This window comes from Paraburkholderia sp. 2C (assembly GCF_054589215.1).
In genome coordinates this window covers 381,933-396,175 of record NZ_BAAILL010000032.1, presented here as the reverse complement: position 1 = coordinate 396,175, position 14,243 = coordinate 381,933, and the positions used below count along the sequence as shown (strand labels likewise).

The 14,243-nt window shown below is 57.8% G+C and carries 13 protein-coding genes, 1 tRNA gene and 2 pseudogenes; 8 read left to right on the top strand and 8 right to left on the bottom strand.

Features of this window, described 5'->3' with window-relative positions:
* Positions 1 to 11: 11 nt before the first annotated feature.
* Positions 12 to 104 (top strand) — tRNA-Sec (locus ACYPXD_RS09975).
* Between the two features lie 64 nt (positions 105 to 168).
* Here ACYPXD_RS09975 and ACYPXD_RS09970 read toward each other — a convergent pair.
* Positions 169 to 513 (bottom strand): annotated as a pseudogene (locus ACYPXD_RS09970) (IS66 family transposase); the annotation flags it as partial.
* A 362-nt stretch (positions 514 to 875) separates the two neighbouring features.
* Complete coding sequence (locus ACYPXD_RS09965; protein WP_459710345.1) at positions 876 to 1,292, bottom strand: nuclear transport factor 2 family protein; 417 nt, start codon at positions 1,290 to 1,292, stop codon at positions 876 to 878.
* Positions 1,293 to 1,651: 359 nt separating this feature from the next.
* Here ACYPXD_RS09965 and ACYPXD_RS09960 point away from each other — a divergent pair, with 359 nt between their 5' ends.
* Both ACYPXD_RS09960 and ACYPXD_RS09955 read left to right on the top strand, forming a co-directional pair.
* Positions 1,652 to 1,984 (top strand): hypothetical protein, encoded by a 333-nt coding sequence (locus ACYPXD_RS09960; protein ID WP_459710342.1) that lies wholly within the window; start codon positions 1,652 to 1,654, stop codon positions 1,982 to 1,984.
* Between the two features lie 77 nt (positions 1,985 to 2,061).
* Positions 2,062 to 2,451, top strand: a complete 390-nt coding sequence (locus tag ACYPXD_RS09955) for a Cif family virulence factor (protein WP_459710340.1) — start codon at positions 2,062 to 2,064, stop codon at positions 2,449 to 2,451.
* 22 nt (positions 2,452 to 2,473) lie between these two features.
* Here ACYPXD_RS09955 and ACYPXD_RS09950 read toward each other — a convergent pair whose 3' ends face one another.
* Positions 2,474 to 4,042 (bottom strand): aminotransferase-like domain-containing protein, encoded by a 1,569-nt coding sequence (locus ACYPXD_RS09950; protein WP_459710337.1) that lies wholly within the window; start codon positions 4,040 to 4,042, stop codon positions 2,474 to 2,476.
* Positions 4,043 to 4,087: 45 nt separating this feature from the next.
* On the opposite strand from ACYPXD_RS09950, the gene ACYPXD_RS09945 reads away from it, so the two are divergent.
* The 3 genes and pseudogenes from ACYPXD_RS09945 to ACYPXD_RS09935 form a co-directional block, all read left to right on the top strand.
* Positions 4,088 to 4,333: a tautomerase family protein gene (locus ACYPXD_RS09945; protein ID WP_459710335.1), complete on the top strand. Its 246-nt coding sequence runs from the start codon at positions 4,088 to 4,090 to the stop codon at positions 4,331 to 4,333.
* Between the two features lie 70 nt (positions 4,334 to 4,403).
* Complete coding sequence (locus ACYPXD_RS09940) at positions 4,404 to 5,375, top strand: PLP-dependent cysteine synthase family protein (RefSeq protein ID WP_459710333.1); 972 nt, start codon at positions 4,404 to 4,406, stop codon at positions 5,373 to 5,375.
* A 108-nt stretch (positions 5,376 to 5,483) separates the two neighbouring features.
* A pseudogene (locus ACYPXD_RS09935) lies at positions 5,484 to 5,971 on the top strand (methyltransferase); the annotation flags it as partial.
* 147 nt (positions 5,972 to 6,118) lie between these two features.
* Here ACYPXD_RS09935 and ACYPXD_RS09930 read toward each other — a convergent pair.
* Positions 6,119 to 7,009 (bottom strand): GNAT family N-acetyltransferase, encoded by an 891-nt coding sequence (locus ACYPXD_RS09930; RefSeq protein ID WP_459710331.1) that lies wholly within the window; start codon positions 7,007 to 7,009, stop codon positions 6,119 to 6,121.
* A 914-nt stretch (positions 7,010 to 7,923) separates the two neighbouring features.
* Between ACYPXD_RS09930 and ACYPXD_RS09925 the strand changes: the two genes are divergently transcribed.
* Both ACYPXD_RS09925 and ACYPXD_RS09920 read left to right on the top strand, forming a co-directional pair.
* Positions 7,924 to 8,847, top strand: a complete 924-nt coding sequence (locus ACYPXD_RS09925) for a helix-turn-helix transcriptional regulator (protein ID WP_459710329.1) — start codon at positions 7,924 to 7,926, stop codon at positions 8,845 to 8,847.
* Between the two features lie 413 nt (positions 8,848 to 9,260).
* Entirely contained in the window at positions 9,261 to 10,112 is an 852-nt protein-coding gene (locus ACYPXD_RS09920) for a PucR family transcriptional regulator (protein WP_459710326.1), read from the top strand.
* 7 nt (positions 10,113 to 10,119) lie between these two features.
* Here ACYPXD_RS09920 and ACYPXD_RS09915 read toward each other — a convergent pair whose 3' ends face one another.
* The 4 genes from ACYPXD_RS09915 to ACYPXD_RS09900 all read right to left on the bottom strand — a co-directional run bounded on the left by ACYPXD_RS09915 (position 10,120) and on the right by ACYPXD_RS09900 (position 14,177).
* The gene (locus ACYPXD_RS09915; RefSeq protein ID WP_459710323.1) at positions 10,120 to 10,713 is read right to left on the bottom strand and encodes a nitroreductase family protein; all 594 of its coding nucleotides are present in this window, start codon (positions 10,711 to 10,713) and stop codon (positions 10,120 to 10,122) included.
* A gap of 98 nt (positions 10,714 to 10,811) precedes the next feature.
* Entirely contained in the window at positions 10,812 to 11,771 is a 960-nt protein-coding gene (locus ACYPXD_RS09910; protein WP_459710321.1) for a VOC family protein, read from the bottom strand.
* 543 nt (positions 11,772 to 12,314) lie between these two features.
* Positions 12,315 to 12,971: a hypothetical protein gene (locus ACYPXD_RS09905; RefSeq protein ID WP_459710318.1), complete on the bottom strand. Its 657-nt coding sequence runs from the start codon at positions 12,969 to 12,971 to the stop codon at positions 12,315 to 12,317.
* Between the two features lie 150 nt (positions 12,972 to 13,121).
* Complete coding sequence (locus ACYPXD_RS09900) at positions 13,122 to 14,177, bottom strand: methyltransferase (protein WP_459710315.1); 1,056 nt, start codon at positions 14,175 to 14,177, stop codon at positions 13,122 to 13,124.
* Between the last annotated feature and the right edge of the window lie 66 nt (positions 14,178 to 14,243).

Below are 14,243 nucleotides of genomic sequence, written 5' to 3'. Positions count from 1 at the left end.
GAGTTGTCAAGGGAAGGCATACGCATCTGGTGGTGCGGCTGGACTTCAAATCCAGTAGGGGGTGTCAGACACTCTCTGGTAGGTTCGACTCCTGCTGCCTTCCGCCGTTTGGAGTGAGGTAGTCGAGAAAGATGCGGGGTGTAGAGGTAACCATAAAACTTCCGCCTTGCCCCGGATCGCTTCTTCGATCCTGTACAGCGTACCGATGCGTTCAAGCGCTTCAGTGTTCAGCGCATTCGGACGCGATGCATGCAACTCGTAGAACTGTCGTCGGGCGTGCGCCCAGCACGCCGCTTCTGTTACGCGGCTGGTTTCGTATAGGGCCTGATATCCGCCATACGCATCGGCCTGCAGCGTGCCGCTGAACGACTCGAGATGTTGCTGTGGGTGGATGCCCTTGCGGTCGGGCGTATAAGCGAACCACACGGCCGGCGGCGTCATGTCTGCCGATGCACGATCGTCACGGACATATACCCATAGGCGTGCGGTCTTCGTCTTGCCGTTGCCCGGTACCTCTCCTGAATCGCTAACAATCGACAGCGGACTCGGGAGATCGATGTTGCCATGTATCGTCGCCGGTCCCGCCTCGGGGATCACGCGTGTCGGCTATCCTGGCGCGGCGCTTCCTGAACGCGAAATCTGGACATTGACACATCTGGATGTGCGACACCTCGCGCGCGTTTCGGCGTTACTGCCTTGGATTGAAGCGACGCTAGCGAGCGCGGAAGAATAGTCGCGCGGGCAGGACTGAAGGGTTAGCCATGGTGCGACGCGTGTTGTCGGAACCTTTTGGCGCAACAACGCACGCGCATAGTCGATCATTTGCGCAATTGGAGCGTGAGTTCGCTATAACAGGCGGGAGCCCATACCCCGTTCTACTCCGGCTGAACGCGTCGCCAGAAGTTGTCGAATGCGATGCTGTCGAAGAAGGCGGTTGCCCGGACAATCTTCCCACTGCTCATTGTCAGCAGCCAGACATAACTGTTCGAGTAAAGCTTGCCGTCGTTGGCGATGCCGGCCGCATCGAAATGCGCGATGACGACGTCGCCGTCTGAATAGACGCCGTTGATGCAACGCGGGCGAAAACGGTCGTTGGAGTGCGCAAAACGAGCACCGAACGGTAGCGCGACTGCTGCCAGCTCTTTGCGTCCCCGCGTTGTTCCTGCAATCAGCGAGCAACCTGCGACCGTCCATTCAATATCGTCAGACAGGATCGAAGGGAAGGCGGTGCTATCGCCCGCCATCCACGCGTTAAGCATGGTCTCGACTGTGGTTCTGTTGGATGCAGTCATATCTTGCCTCGCTCAAAGGATAGGGAATTCGACAAGAACCCCGCTGGCAAGCACAAGCTCGGCGAGAAACGATGCCGCCAGAAGCCAGGTCACGGGTTGAATCATCGGATAACCTTAGAGGCCAGTTCAGCCGCCCTTGCAGCCAGTGCGCCAAACTCGCCGGCAACGCGGCGATCTCATCGTTGCCGAGCGAGCGTCGAGGAGTTCGACGCCAGAACGGTCACCTGCGTGCCGACAACGTTGAGCGCTCGCTCGCGCTCCTCAGGCTTCACGATAAAATAAGGGATACTCATGATCATCTCCATAAAACTTCGACGAAGAATACGTAACACATACATGACACTTACCGCTTTCCAGCAGTGGTTACCCGTCGTGCGGAGCGCTTTTTTGCTGTGACACGGCTTAAACAGGCAGCCCATCTGTTTTATTCCGCGTGTTTCTCTGGAGGCATTGTCGACCCGGCGGTGATGAGGCGAGAGGACAAAGTCGCGATGACCCGTGCGAACCTCCCGATGAGCGCGAATATGTCTGTGCGGCCGTTCGAAAACCGCATCGCAAGTATGTCGATCGTGAACTTGGGCCGCACGAGCGAACATTGCTGGCGTCGGCTCAATGCCATCAACCGCACAGACCTGGAGGCCTCGTGTCAGTGCTCGCGTCAACGCGGCATCAATGACATGCTCGGCACCTGACTAGAAGCGATTTTTGCAGTTGGTAATCGGTCAGCCAAGCGTTAAGATCATTCCCTGCCCAATTAAGGAACCCGCCCATGCCAGCTCGCTTAACTGAACAAGAGCAGAACGTTTTGGCACCCCTTGAAGCGCTACTCGAAGGCATACGTAGACGTGACCATCAAGCGATGCTCGCACAGGTGATGCCGGACGGGGGCGCTACGATCATTCGCGGCGGGCGCGTACTTCACTACACGCTGCGTGCGCTGGTCGAAAGACCCTTCTCGGACGGTAATCTGGACGAGCAAATTGATGATCCTGTCATCCTGATTGATGACGATATTGCGGTTATCTGGGTGCCTTACAAATTCTTTATAAATGGGAAGTTGCACCACTGGGGCACCAACGTCGTCAATCTTGTGCGTCAACCCGATGGACGCTGGCTTATCGCCGGCATTGCCGACAATAGCCGAACCCCCGAGGAATAATTTGCGCGTAATCCCTCGAGGGTTAGCGCCGCGGTGATTTCGCCGCCTGTCCTGCGCGGCTAAAAAAGGCTAGCGCGCGCGGATCTTGCGCGAATGCCACATTGATGCGAACCCAAGGGCAACGCTCACTGCCGGGCCTGCACGACGCGCCTGGCGCGAGCGCGATGTCGAATTCGCTCGCGAGTCGAATCAGGGTCTCCGCATCGTGGATGCCGGGAACGCGGGCCCAGACGAAGCTACCGCCGGTGGGCGGACCGGCCACGTTCCAGCCCGCCTCGCCGAGTGCGCACAATGTGGCTGTGAGTGCACGCTGCATCCGGCGGCGTAATTGCACGAGGTGCTTGCGATAGGTGCCGCGCTCAAGCACTGCAGCCGCCACGGCTTCCGCCAGGCGATTGCCGCCGAGGCTCGTCAGCACCTTGACATTGACCATCTCGCGGATGCTGGCCGCATCAGCGATCACGTAACCGATCCGCAACGACGACGAAAGTGTCTTCGACAACCCGCTAATGTAAATCACACGCTTCAGCGTATCGAGGGCGGCGATGCGCTGCGTGGGCTGCGGTTGCAGATCCGCATACACATCGTCCTCAACGATCGCGAAGTCGTGCTGTTGGGCAAGCTGCAGCAGCCGGAACGCGACATGGGGCGCCAGACTGCTGCCGGTTGGATTCTGATAGGCCGTGTTGACGAACAGGAGTTTCGGTCGCATGCGTCGCGCCATCGCGTCGACAGCCTCGATATCCGGTCCTTCCGGCGTGCGCGCGATCGCGACCAGCTTCACGCCTTGCAACTGCAGCAAACCGAACAAATTGTAGTAGCCGGGATCTTCAACGAGCACCGTATCACCGGGACTCAGCCTGGTGCGTACCACCAGGTCGAGCGCCTGGCTGGCACCGTTTGTGATCGCGATATTCGACAGATCGCCGCGTAATCCAACACGGCGAGCGCGGTCCAGCAGCGCTTGCCGCAGGGCGGGAGTGCCCTCGGGCGCCGCGTAGTCGGTCAGGTTGGCGGCGTCGCCCCGGCGCGCCAGGCCAATCGCGTGCGCAATCCCGTCAATATCGCGCCACGCTTCGGGCACGAAGCCGCTACTCAGTTTGAGCATCGGACCGGCCGGGTTGAATTGCTGCAGGATCTGCAAGGAAGCCTCGTCCGCGAGCGTCGAGCGGGCTCGCGCATGATCGACGCGTTGGCGCGCCGGATCGTCGGCGACATAGAAGCCCGAACCATGACGCGAGCGCGCCAGCCCCTGCGCCACAAGTCGCTCGTAGGCCTCGACCACGCAAAAACGGCTGATCTGATGGTCGCTTGCCAACTGACGGATCGAAGGCAGGCGCGCGCCAGGCGGCAAGGCACCGGTGCTGATGCGGGTTTCGAGCTCGCCGGCCAGTTGAAGGGCGAGTGAGGTCCTGCGAACGGAGTGCGAGGTGGACTTCACGCTGTCAAGTGTCTGCTGTTTTCGCTCGGACACTTCGGCGAGTTTGTCCCGAAATGTGCATGGTGTCCGGCCGGGTTTGTGCCGATACTCTACTACAGCGATAAAGATCAAGCGGTGCGCCGGGATGCGCCGCCGCGTCGCGGTCTTCACCTGGCGTGCTCCCCGGCCGCACGCCGCCATGTCAGGAGGGCCGCTGTGCCATTCGTGTCCGTTAAAGCAATCGAGGGCGTTTTCACCCCCGAACAGAAGCAGCGCATCATCGAGAAGATTACCGACGCACTCGTGGAAATCGAGGGCGAAGCCATGCGGCCGATCACCTGGGTGGTGATCGAGGAGGTCGCGAGCGGCGCTTGGGGCATCGGCGGCCGGAGCTTCGGCACTGACCACGTGAAGGTCCTGCAGCGCGGCGAGGTCAGTCTAAGCGACGCGCTCGGACTTTGATAGACACGCCGAACCCATCTGCCGGTCTTGTCGCGGACACGGTATGGCGCCCACCGAGCCGGCATCGCCCATGAGCGCGCCCGTCCCGATGCCGCACGCCTCGGCGCTCGACGCGATCGGTAACACCCCGGTCGTCAAGTTGCGACGCGTGGTGCCGCTCCATCACGCTTCGGTCTATCTGAAGCTCGAGTACTTCAATCCCACGGGCTCATACAAGGACCGCATGGCGCGGACCATGATCGAGGAGGCCGAGCGGCGTGGCGCCTTGCGGCCCGGCATGTGCGTCGTGGAGGCCAGCGGCGGCAGTACCGGCTCGTCGCTCGCCTTTGTCTGCGCTGTCAAGGGCTATCGGCTCCGGATCGTATCGTCCAATGCCTTCGCGCAGGAAAAACTAAGAACGATGTGCGCGCTCGGCGCCGAGGTGGAGATCATCGACAGCCTGTCCGGGAGAATCGGCGCAGACCTGATTCCCGCCATGATCGCGCGGGCTCGGGAAATCGCCGCGCAGGGCAATTGCTATTTGACCGATCAGTTCAACAATCGCGACGCACTGATCGGCTACGAGCAGATCGGCACCGAGCTGATCCGGCAATTTCCCGGCGGCATCACCGCGTTTTGCGGAGCGGTCGGCGTGGCGGGCATGATAATGGGCGTGTCCCGTGCCTTGAAGGCCGCGCGCCGGGACACGCGCATCGTGATACTGGAGCCGGCCTGCTCGCCGTTCATCACCGAGGGCCGCGCTGGCGAGCATCATGTGGAAGGCATCGGTATCGGCTTCGTGCCGCCTCTGCTTGATCGGACACTTTATGACGAGGCATGGGCCGTTTCCGAGGGCGAGGCGCGCGAAATGTGTCGCCGTCTGGCCCGCGAAGAGGGTCTGTTCGTCGGCACCTCGACAGGGCTAAACGTCGTGGCCGCGTTGCGGCTTGCTAAGGAGCTAGGCCCGCAGGCCCGTGTCGTTACGGTGGCCTCCGATACCGGCCTGAAATACACGAACGGTGCGCTTTACGCGAACGCGCAAGAAATCTATCGCGCCGGGTAGTCCATCGCTGCGCAGCCGGATATTGCGATGTCCTTCAACTGGTTTCGCATGAAGTCGATCGTGACGAAGACACTGCTGCATCATGTCCTTCGCCACTCTCATCCGATCATGACAACATCCGCCGATTCTCCCGCTGTTCCCACCGCTTTTGCGACGATCAACTGGCCCGAAGCCGACGGTCGGCAGTCTGCGCGCTGGCGCTCCGAAGCGGGCGTGCCGCCGCCGAAACGCATCGTGCTCGCCGACCATCACACGACGGCCGATTCCGCCTACCGCCTCGCACGCGAAGGCACCGCGCTGCTGTGGCGCGGCGACTTCCAGAACGCGCGCCAACTGCTGCAGGCCATGACGCGCCGTCTCGAGCGCAAGCCGCCCGAGCGCGCATCCTCGCCGCTCGACGCGTTCATCCTGCACCGGCAAGCGCAATCGCAGCGCACACGCACGCACGCACGTTCGGCATGCTGCTGATTCCGCTCGGTGCGGATTACACGATTCCATTGCGTCGCGCGCCGAATGTGCAGAGCGCGTGCGCCAAAGCGTACGGTGCGGCGGGCCGCGAGGCCTCTGTGGTGTCGTTACGCGAACTGCTCGGTCTTAAACGATCACCTTTTACGGTGTTGCTTTAACCGGCGTGGGATGCCGCGTTCGACGTGACCACGACCTACCCACGGTCGGCGCCTGCCGGTGCTTCGCGATTGGCGTAGATCGATACGGTCATAAATTTACCAGCTTGTTGAAAATCGTCATCCTGGTGAACGCTCATTCTCCAATTCGCAGACCTTGCCGTAATGCAGCCGCGAATGCGACAGAGCAAAGCCTGCACGCTCGATGTTCCGATAAGCTGCATTGGGCGGGTCGTTCGCGCCGGGCCTGTCCGTCTCAATGGTAAGTAACCTGGTACCGTTTTGAGCAGCGTCTCGAATGCGCGTGGACAGCAGCGCTCCATGGATGCCCTGGCCGCGAAATGCAGGCAGGGTGGCATCAATACCAAGCCAGGCCATACCCGCCTTGATGAACATTGCGGCAACTCCCACAGGAGTCGCATCGCGAGAGGCAAGATAGGTGTGCCATCCGGGTCGCCCGGGAAAAGCCGACATCCAGGACTTAAAGCTAGCCGGCATTCCGAAGCAGGTCACCGCAGTGGTGCCAAAAACATCGGCGTCTGCGGCGTCAGCCCGCCGTATGACGAACTCGGTTTCAGGCGAATGCTCTACCTGAATGGCGTCGCGCCAGAAAGTCGCAAAGCCTCCGGGCATAGCACGCAACCCTCGCATCTCGATCCAATCTACCAATTCAGCAGGCGAGGCCGCTGGAGTAACTTCCAGACCCCACGTGCTGCTGGCGTGCTCCGTCAGCCAATTGATTGCACGGTCGACTGCTTGCTCGGTCGCAGGCCGATCGACCCCGATTCCCAGCCATCGATTAAATGGCACGCTTGGGACGTTCTTCAGTGCAATCCCGAGGCCATCGTCGCAATAAATTTGGCTCATGGCGGTCTCTCGCGCAAATTCAGGGGAAGCGGCAGCCATGATTTCTTTGCGAACCACGACGTAAAACTGTTCTATTTCTCGGATGCGATCAGATTCCAATTCTTTATTTTGGTCGTATCGATCAGTTTGCAGGGTGGAGGTCATTAAATTCGCCATGTATGATGTCGAGGGCACCCGACGGACTGCTCTTGGTGAATCTGCGAACCGTCAAGGTGCGTCATGATAGGTCGTTACATTATCCATATTTCAAAAAGCTGACCGAAGCACAAACGATCTGTCCGGCAGATCCTGCCCCGCCTTGCAACGGAGCAGCGAGTGACGGCCGTAGGCGTCCACCGGGAAATCCTGCCCTCGTTCATGCCTGTCGTCGGAAGTAAGGGCTGGACTTTGGCCCAAAACACCTCATGCGCCTATCTATTCCGTCGTCGTGGGAAATCCTCCCAAAAAGATGGGTATTGACGAGCGAGCAGTCATGACTCTCCGGTCGCGGGACGATAGCCGAGGTATCACTCTCCGATATTGCGTGAGCGTCACGTACGACTCCCTTCCTCGTCACCCCGCAAGTTGGGTGGCGGCTTCGCTCCGTGTAACGGTCATCGAAGTGCTGCATCACGATTGTCCGCCCCTCGGTCGAAACGGCCGTTAGACATTACCGTTCTCGATGTCGCATGCCTCAACGTCGCGAGCCGACGCCGGTTCGGGTCGCATTCTTCTGCAGGTGGGGCGCCGTCGCCCGGCGCGAGGCCCGACTTTCGCGTGTAAGCCGGGCCGAAACGGAAGCTATTTGGCCAATTTTTCGGAAGGCAATCGGGTTCCTCTACACGGGGTTCCCGTGTCGATCCATCGGCCACACCGTCTGGCATGCGGACGTCTCACTTTACGGCACAGACCTATTCGATTTGGCAAGCGGATAGCAATAGCGGCGCAACGATGCGTCGTCGTTGGTCTCAGGACGTATCGGCGCGGATTGAGTGAAACTGCGTCCTGATACTGCAGTGTCGTAATGCGCTCGTCAGGGCGCAGTGCAAGCCATCTCACCGGACATGGAATGGATGAACATGAATCCCGCTATCGAATCACACATTGTCCTGATGGAAAACGGCATACACGCCTCAGCCAAAGGCGAATTGCTGAATTCCAGCAGCGGCTCTCAATGGCACGGCTTTCCACTCGAGGTCCGCATGATTCCTGGGGTACACGACATTGCACAGATTTGTTGCCCAAATCCGCTCATCATGACGAGTTCCACCATCTTCGGATACACGGAGGTTCGCTCGGGTTGTCATCGCTATTTATGGGATATTTTGCCGGGTAGAACGAAATTGGTGGAAGCGGGTTTCGAAATCGACAGGGGACGTTGGCGCTGTTCCTCGGGTCAGTCCGTGCTGATCGAACTGTCCATGACACATATTGCCTCGTTGCTGCCGGAGCGGCCGCGAGCGACGCTCACCGGAGATCTGTTTAGCGACCGCAGGCTGACCGCATTGATTGAAGCCATGCAAGCCGAAGTGCAGGGTGGCTGCCTCACGGGGCGCCTGTATGCAGAGGGATTGTCGATTGCCCTGCTCGGTTTTATCAGTGAACGAATGTCTCCGCGATTTATTGCTCCAGATACGTCAACCAAGGCCGGTACCGGCCAGCGGTTGTCCTCCGCCAGCATGCAGCGAATTCACGACTACGTTGAGCAAAATCTTGCATCGGATCTGAGCATTTCGACGCTCAGTCGCCTGGTCAATCTGAGCCCCTATTACTTTGCACGCGCGTTCAAAGCCACTTGTGGGACATCGCCGCATGGCTTCGTCATCGAGCGGCGAATCGCGCAGGCGGTCCACCTGCTACGCCGCGGCGATTCGCTGGCCGATATTGCCAGCTTCGTCGGCTTTTCGAGTCAATCGCATTTCAGTCGCGTGTTTCGCGAGAAAATCGGCATCACACCTGCTCAGTTTCGCGTCTCTACCCTGACCGCGCCACGCGGAGAATAGGCTTATCTTTTCTGTACGGGTTATGTAAGCATCAGGGCGAAGGCTGAAATTCCGTCTTGCGCAAAAAAACAGACTAACAACGGTGTGTCTATCAAATCCTTGCGCACTTCATGGCGATTTCTTGCGGTTCCCAATTTGCATCTTCCGCTGTGAACGACTCCGCATGCTATGACGACAATCTCATCGATAATTTACTTCGTGATCCAAACGTTATGGAATGTGACTATTTTGCAGCGTGCTGTTTTCGTCGATTGACGGCCCATAGGCGAAACCTTAATCTTTGACCGTGATTATCGCCTCGCCACTCGAGCGAGTAGACGACATAGCGCTGTTCAGAGAAGATCACGACATTTCTTCGGATGTTGTTTTGATCGACCGGCGCGTCAACTGACTTTTCTTGAACAGGCGCTGCAATGTACTTGTGTTCTGTCGACGAAATGCGTCGTCGTCTGGGGGAGCTAATTTTTGACGAAACAGGCGACACGCGCGCGTTCGCTGAGCTTGGTTATAGACTAGGCTTCGACCTTTCCTTGCCGCGAGTTGCACTCGTTATCGACTTCCTTGGTGCTCATTCTCACACCGAGCGATGCGGAGACATTCATGCGGTCCTGGTGCAAAGCATTGCCAGGTACCTGAAACTTGCTGTCGAGCAACTAGCGTACGTCACGCGGTGTGGTCACTTCGTCGCGTGGGTGCCTCGCGCACGCGACAATTCAATTATGAAAAGTCAGCTCATGCTTTCAAAGGCGCTTGATCGATTTGCCGAGCACAATATGCAGGTGCATGCAATCGGTGTCGGGCTGGCAAACGAAAATTTGCGAGGCTGGACGCGCTCGGCAGAGGAGGCCATGAGTGCCCTTAACGCTTTGCGAGGTTGCCGGAAAGGCTCGGTAAAGGTGCTTTTTTACTCTGACATCGTTATCGAAAAAAGCGTGTGTACCAATGAAAGCGCGCTGCGCTATTTCGCGATGGTGCTCGACGCGCTCATCTATGAGAAAGATCTGATTCGGACACTTCAAAGCTATTTTGACCATCGCCAGCACAGAAAGGCAACAGCCGCTGCACTCAATATTCACCCCAATACGCTCGCGTATCGCCTCAACCGCATCGAAATGCTACTGGACGCGGACCTTAGCGCACCGAGTTGGATCGCACGATTGTTCACTGCGTTGAAGCTGCACGAAGCGAGTCATGCCGATTCGCACCACAGCCGTGCTGCGGCAATAGCTCGCTTCTGTGCCGAGGCCAAAGTTTGCGCCAATTAAAGGTCACTCAAAGCCCACGTTTCCAGCCGCTTTCGTAGGCAATTTCCGCAAGCGGTAAACGTGTTCGCGGCGCCCGCTCGCGTTCGCGGTAGACGGGAGCCAGCTCGTCCACATCGCCGTAATGACCCAATGCGATCATCGCAATGACATCGACCTCATCCGGAATCGCAAATTTGCGGCGGAACTCGCCCACGTCGAGCGTGCTCATCTGGTGCGCGGCGAGACCAAGCGCGTGCGCCTGCAGGACCAGCGCCATTGACGCAGCTCCGGCGTCGTACTGCGCACAACGGTTGACGTCGCCCTTGGCCGTCAGCGTATGCGTTGTAACGGCGATCAATATAGGTACCGGGCCATTCCATCCCTGATTGACTGGCGCGAGCGTCGCAAACGCCTCTTTATATGCGATCGCATCGATGGTGCGATCAAATACAATGAAACGCCAAGGCTGCAGGTTGTACGAAGAAGGTGCCCAACGTGCTGCTTCCAATACAGAGCGGAGATGCTCGCGGGTTACCGGATCCCCGGAGTAAGCGCGAGGGCTCCAGCGGCCGGCGAGGAGAGCGTGAATAGGGAGTTCGGTGGGAGCAATATTTTCTACCATAATCGACTCGTGGTTCCCGGTTATGAAACTGTTGGAGCTCGTTCAGAGACGTTGCAGGTGTCCTGTTCGCGGAGCACTCATGCATGCGTTCCAGCGTCTCAAACTTCTGTGTTTTCGACGAAATAGGGAGGCGCGTCTGGGCCCCATAGACGGAGCGCGTCTTGCGGTGCAAACTCTCCTGCCTGCCAGGATACGTCCGCGCTTACGAAGTCAATGTCCGACGAGAATTCAGAAAACGATCCCCAGGGATCCATCACATAGTGAAAATAGTTCGATCCGAGGACATGACGGCCAGTGCCCCAACCGCGCGTGTACCCAGCCGCGGCCATCTGTGCAGAACCAATGCCGACCTCATTGACGCCATCGACATGCCACGCCGCGTGATGCCAGCCTTTGGCACTGCTCTTTGCAAATGCAACGATATGGTGATCGCTCCCGTGCGCACCATGCATGAAAGCTGCGAAAGGAGCAGCACGATCTGACAGGCGCAGACCAAGCGCGCGCTGATAGAAATTAACGGCACGATCTATGTCTGGAGTGAACAGTCCAACGTGACTCATTCGTCTCGGCCGGACAGTTGCCGTCTGGGAAAGAGGCAGGACTGCCCGTGAATCGCTGCCCGTCTCCTGCCAGCGGGACTCGTGTTTTCGTCGTGGTGAGGTCTTCGGTCCTACGCCGACATGAATAAGATTACCGTCGGGATCATTGAACCAGAAGCCGGGCTGGATATGTTCTTCACTTACCCCAAGCCTTGCGTCGTCACCCTTCGGTGTGCCGCCCGCCTCGCGCAACTGCTGCAAAAGGGGATCGAGATCGCTTTCAAAGCAGCTAAAGCTCAGATAGGCAAGTGACTTCCGCGCAGCGGGAAGGATGCGAGCCCAACGATGACCATCGACCGCGCGCAGCTCGAGATGCGCATCGGCTCCGCTGCCAACCTCACTAACCTGTAGTCCGAATGCACTATAAAAGTGGCGCGCTTCGGCAATGGATGGTACGTCCAGCGCGAAGTGGTCAATCGAATGGACCGCACTGCCATATTTTGGTACTTCACCGCTCATCTCTTTCTCCAGACAATGATAGCGCTGCGTATAGTCCGCAACCGACGCTCCAATGCCCTTCACGATATACGAGGCGAACAATTCCCGGATTTGTGCGTTTCAACAATGGAGATGTTGACGACGAAGGAGCGAATCAAGGCAACGGACCGGCTGCCTTGTCGCACCAGCCTTTTGGCGAGACGTACGTCTGTCCAGGCCCGTTCTCCACATCGACTTTATGTTGAGGTTGCTTCGCGTCGTGCCCCGAAACTTCCGTTTTCTGAAATGGGAGACGTGATTGACCACGCATCTCAGCGGCTGAGAACCAGAGGAAATAACAATCCATTTGTGCAATGTCACAAAGGCGTTTTCCTTGCAGCGCGTGAATGACCCGTGCCGTGCGGCATGCGATCGCGTTGCCGGAACTATGAGGCTTCTGGAGCAACCGGAATGATTGTGCGAGATGCACAGTTATGGAATGTTAAGCAATTCAATGCGAGATATTTGCCCAGGAAGAACACGAATTTTTCGTGCAAATACGGAATGATGTCCCGTCGCTTCGCGTTAGCCACGACTACCCAACACCGAAGCCCTCGCGATTGTCGCAAGATCAGAACCGACATTGAACGCGTTGGTCAGCAGCCATTTGCTTGCAGTTCCAATCTGCTGCGGACTGAGATCCTTGCGATCCCTGATGGCGAATGACATGGCCAGGACAAGTGATACCACGCTCTCTATCGACTCTTTGCGGGATGAGGTGCGCAGTTCGAGTAGCAGCGATGCGAAGTTCGCCTCCATGAATGGAGTACCAAGAATTTCACCCGGCACCGTTAGTATCCACGCTTCTTTGCTCAACCCATATTCACTGAAAACTGCCGCGTGGAGGTCGAGCGTTTGCTGGTAGCCCAGATCGGCACTGACTACACCGGCCGGATCTTCTTGCGCAACGCGCGCTAACGCAAGGACCCAAGCGGTCGCCAGCTTTGACTCAAGCAGGGGGACTTCGCGCTCTGTAAGCAATACGCCGCGGGCTTTGGCACTCGAAACCAGGTAGTTTATTGCCGCCGCTCCGTCAAATCCGGAGCCGGAAACCAGCTGCCCTGCAAAGAGCGCATAGTTGTAGCCTTGGTGGGCCATGAAGGCATAAAAAGCAGCTGTATCTCCCGCCTTGATCACGGCTCGGGCTTGATCCAGATCAGCAACGCTCATTGATACGGACATGATTGACCTCAGCTGGGCTTCATTAGTAACAAAAGAATGATGTATAACCTCGCGCTTTCATTTTTCTTTGTTGAAACGCCGAATCAACCTGCGCGACGTGTGCCAGGTCTCGCACCCGGGATATGGATAATTGCAACGCTCGAGACGCACTTAGCTTATGGCTTCAGCTTCGACGAGTACGAACGGCGTGGACGTGGGTGTCGTCGACGTCAGGCGAAAACCCGAATCTGCGAACAATTGCTCAAATTCGCCAATGCTGCGCTCCTTGCCACCTAACGCCACCATCATTAACAGGTCTGTGAGCGGCGCGTAGCCGGCATCCCCAGGTTCCCCCACCACCATTTCCGCAACTATCAGGCGTCCGCCGTCATTGATATACCGCCTGCAGTTGCGCAATATTGTGAGGCAGGCCTCGTCGTTCCAGTCGTGCATGATCATCTTCAACAGGTACATGTCGGCGCCCGGAAGCGGATCCGTGAAAAAGTCGCCGCCTTTCGTTGAGAACCGGGCATCCATGCCACGTTCATGCGCCGCTCGCTCAGCGGCGGGCACGACAGAGGGAAGATCGAATACTGCGCCCTGCAGTTCGGGATTCGCTTCCATCAAGGCTTGAACAAAACTTCCACTGGCGCCCCCGACATCCACTACGGTTCTAACCGATCGCATATCGATAAGCTTTCCGACTTCGCCGTCGAAGAAACTCGATGCTCTTCTCATCGCGTCTGTAAAGTTTTCAGCTTCCTCTGGCGACGCTTCTAAATGCGTCCAGAAATCATGTCCGAGCGTACTTTCTATTTGTGGCTCACCCGATGCCACCGACTCGCAAATGCGCCCCCAAGGCAACCAGTGAGATGCGGACGTCTGCAGCAATGCAGAACTGCGCAACGACGCCGGATCATCCTTGCGTAGCGTGCGAAGCAGTTGAGTCGAGCCGAACGTCTTCGTCTGACGATCGTAAGTCAGCATGCCAAGCGCGGCGCATGCGCGCATTAACCGAAACGTGGCGACGGGATGTAGCGACTCGACCGCCGCAATATCCTCAGGGGTGACCACACCGTTATCCAGATGCTCTGCAAGCGAATAGAACGCCGTTGCGCGTACAACTTGGGATTTCATATATCCCACAATCATTTCAAGCATTTTAGAATGGGCATTTTCGTGCGTACCGAAAAATTCCTTTTGACGCTGATTATTCTGAGAGTCCATACACATTTCCTGGTAAGGATGACAAAATATTTACGATAGGGAAACCGATTGAGTAAACGCGGCAGA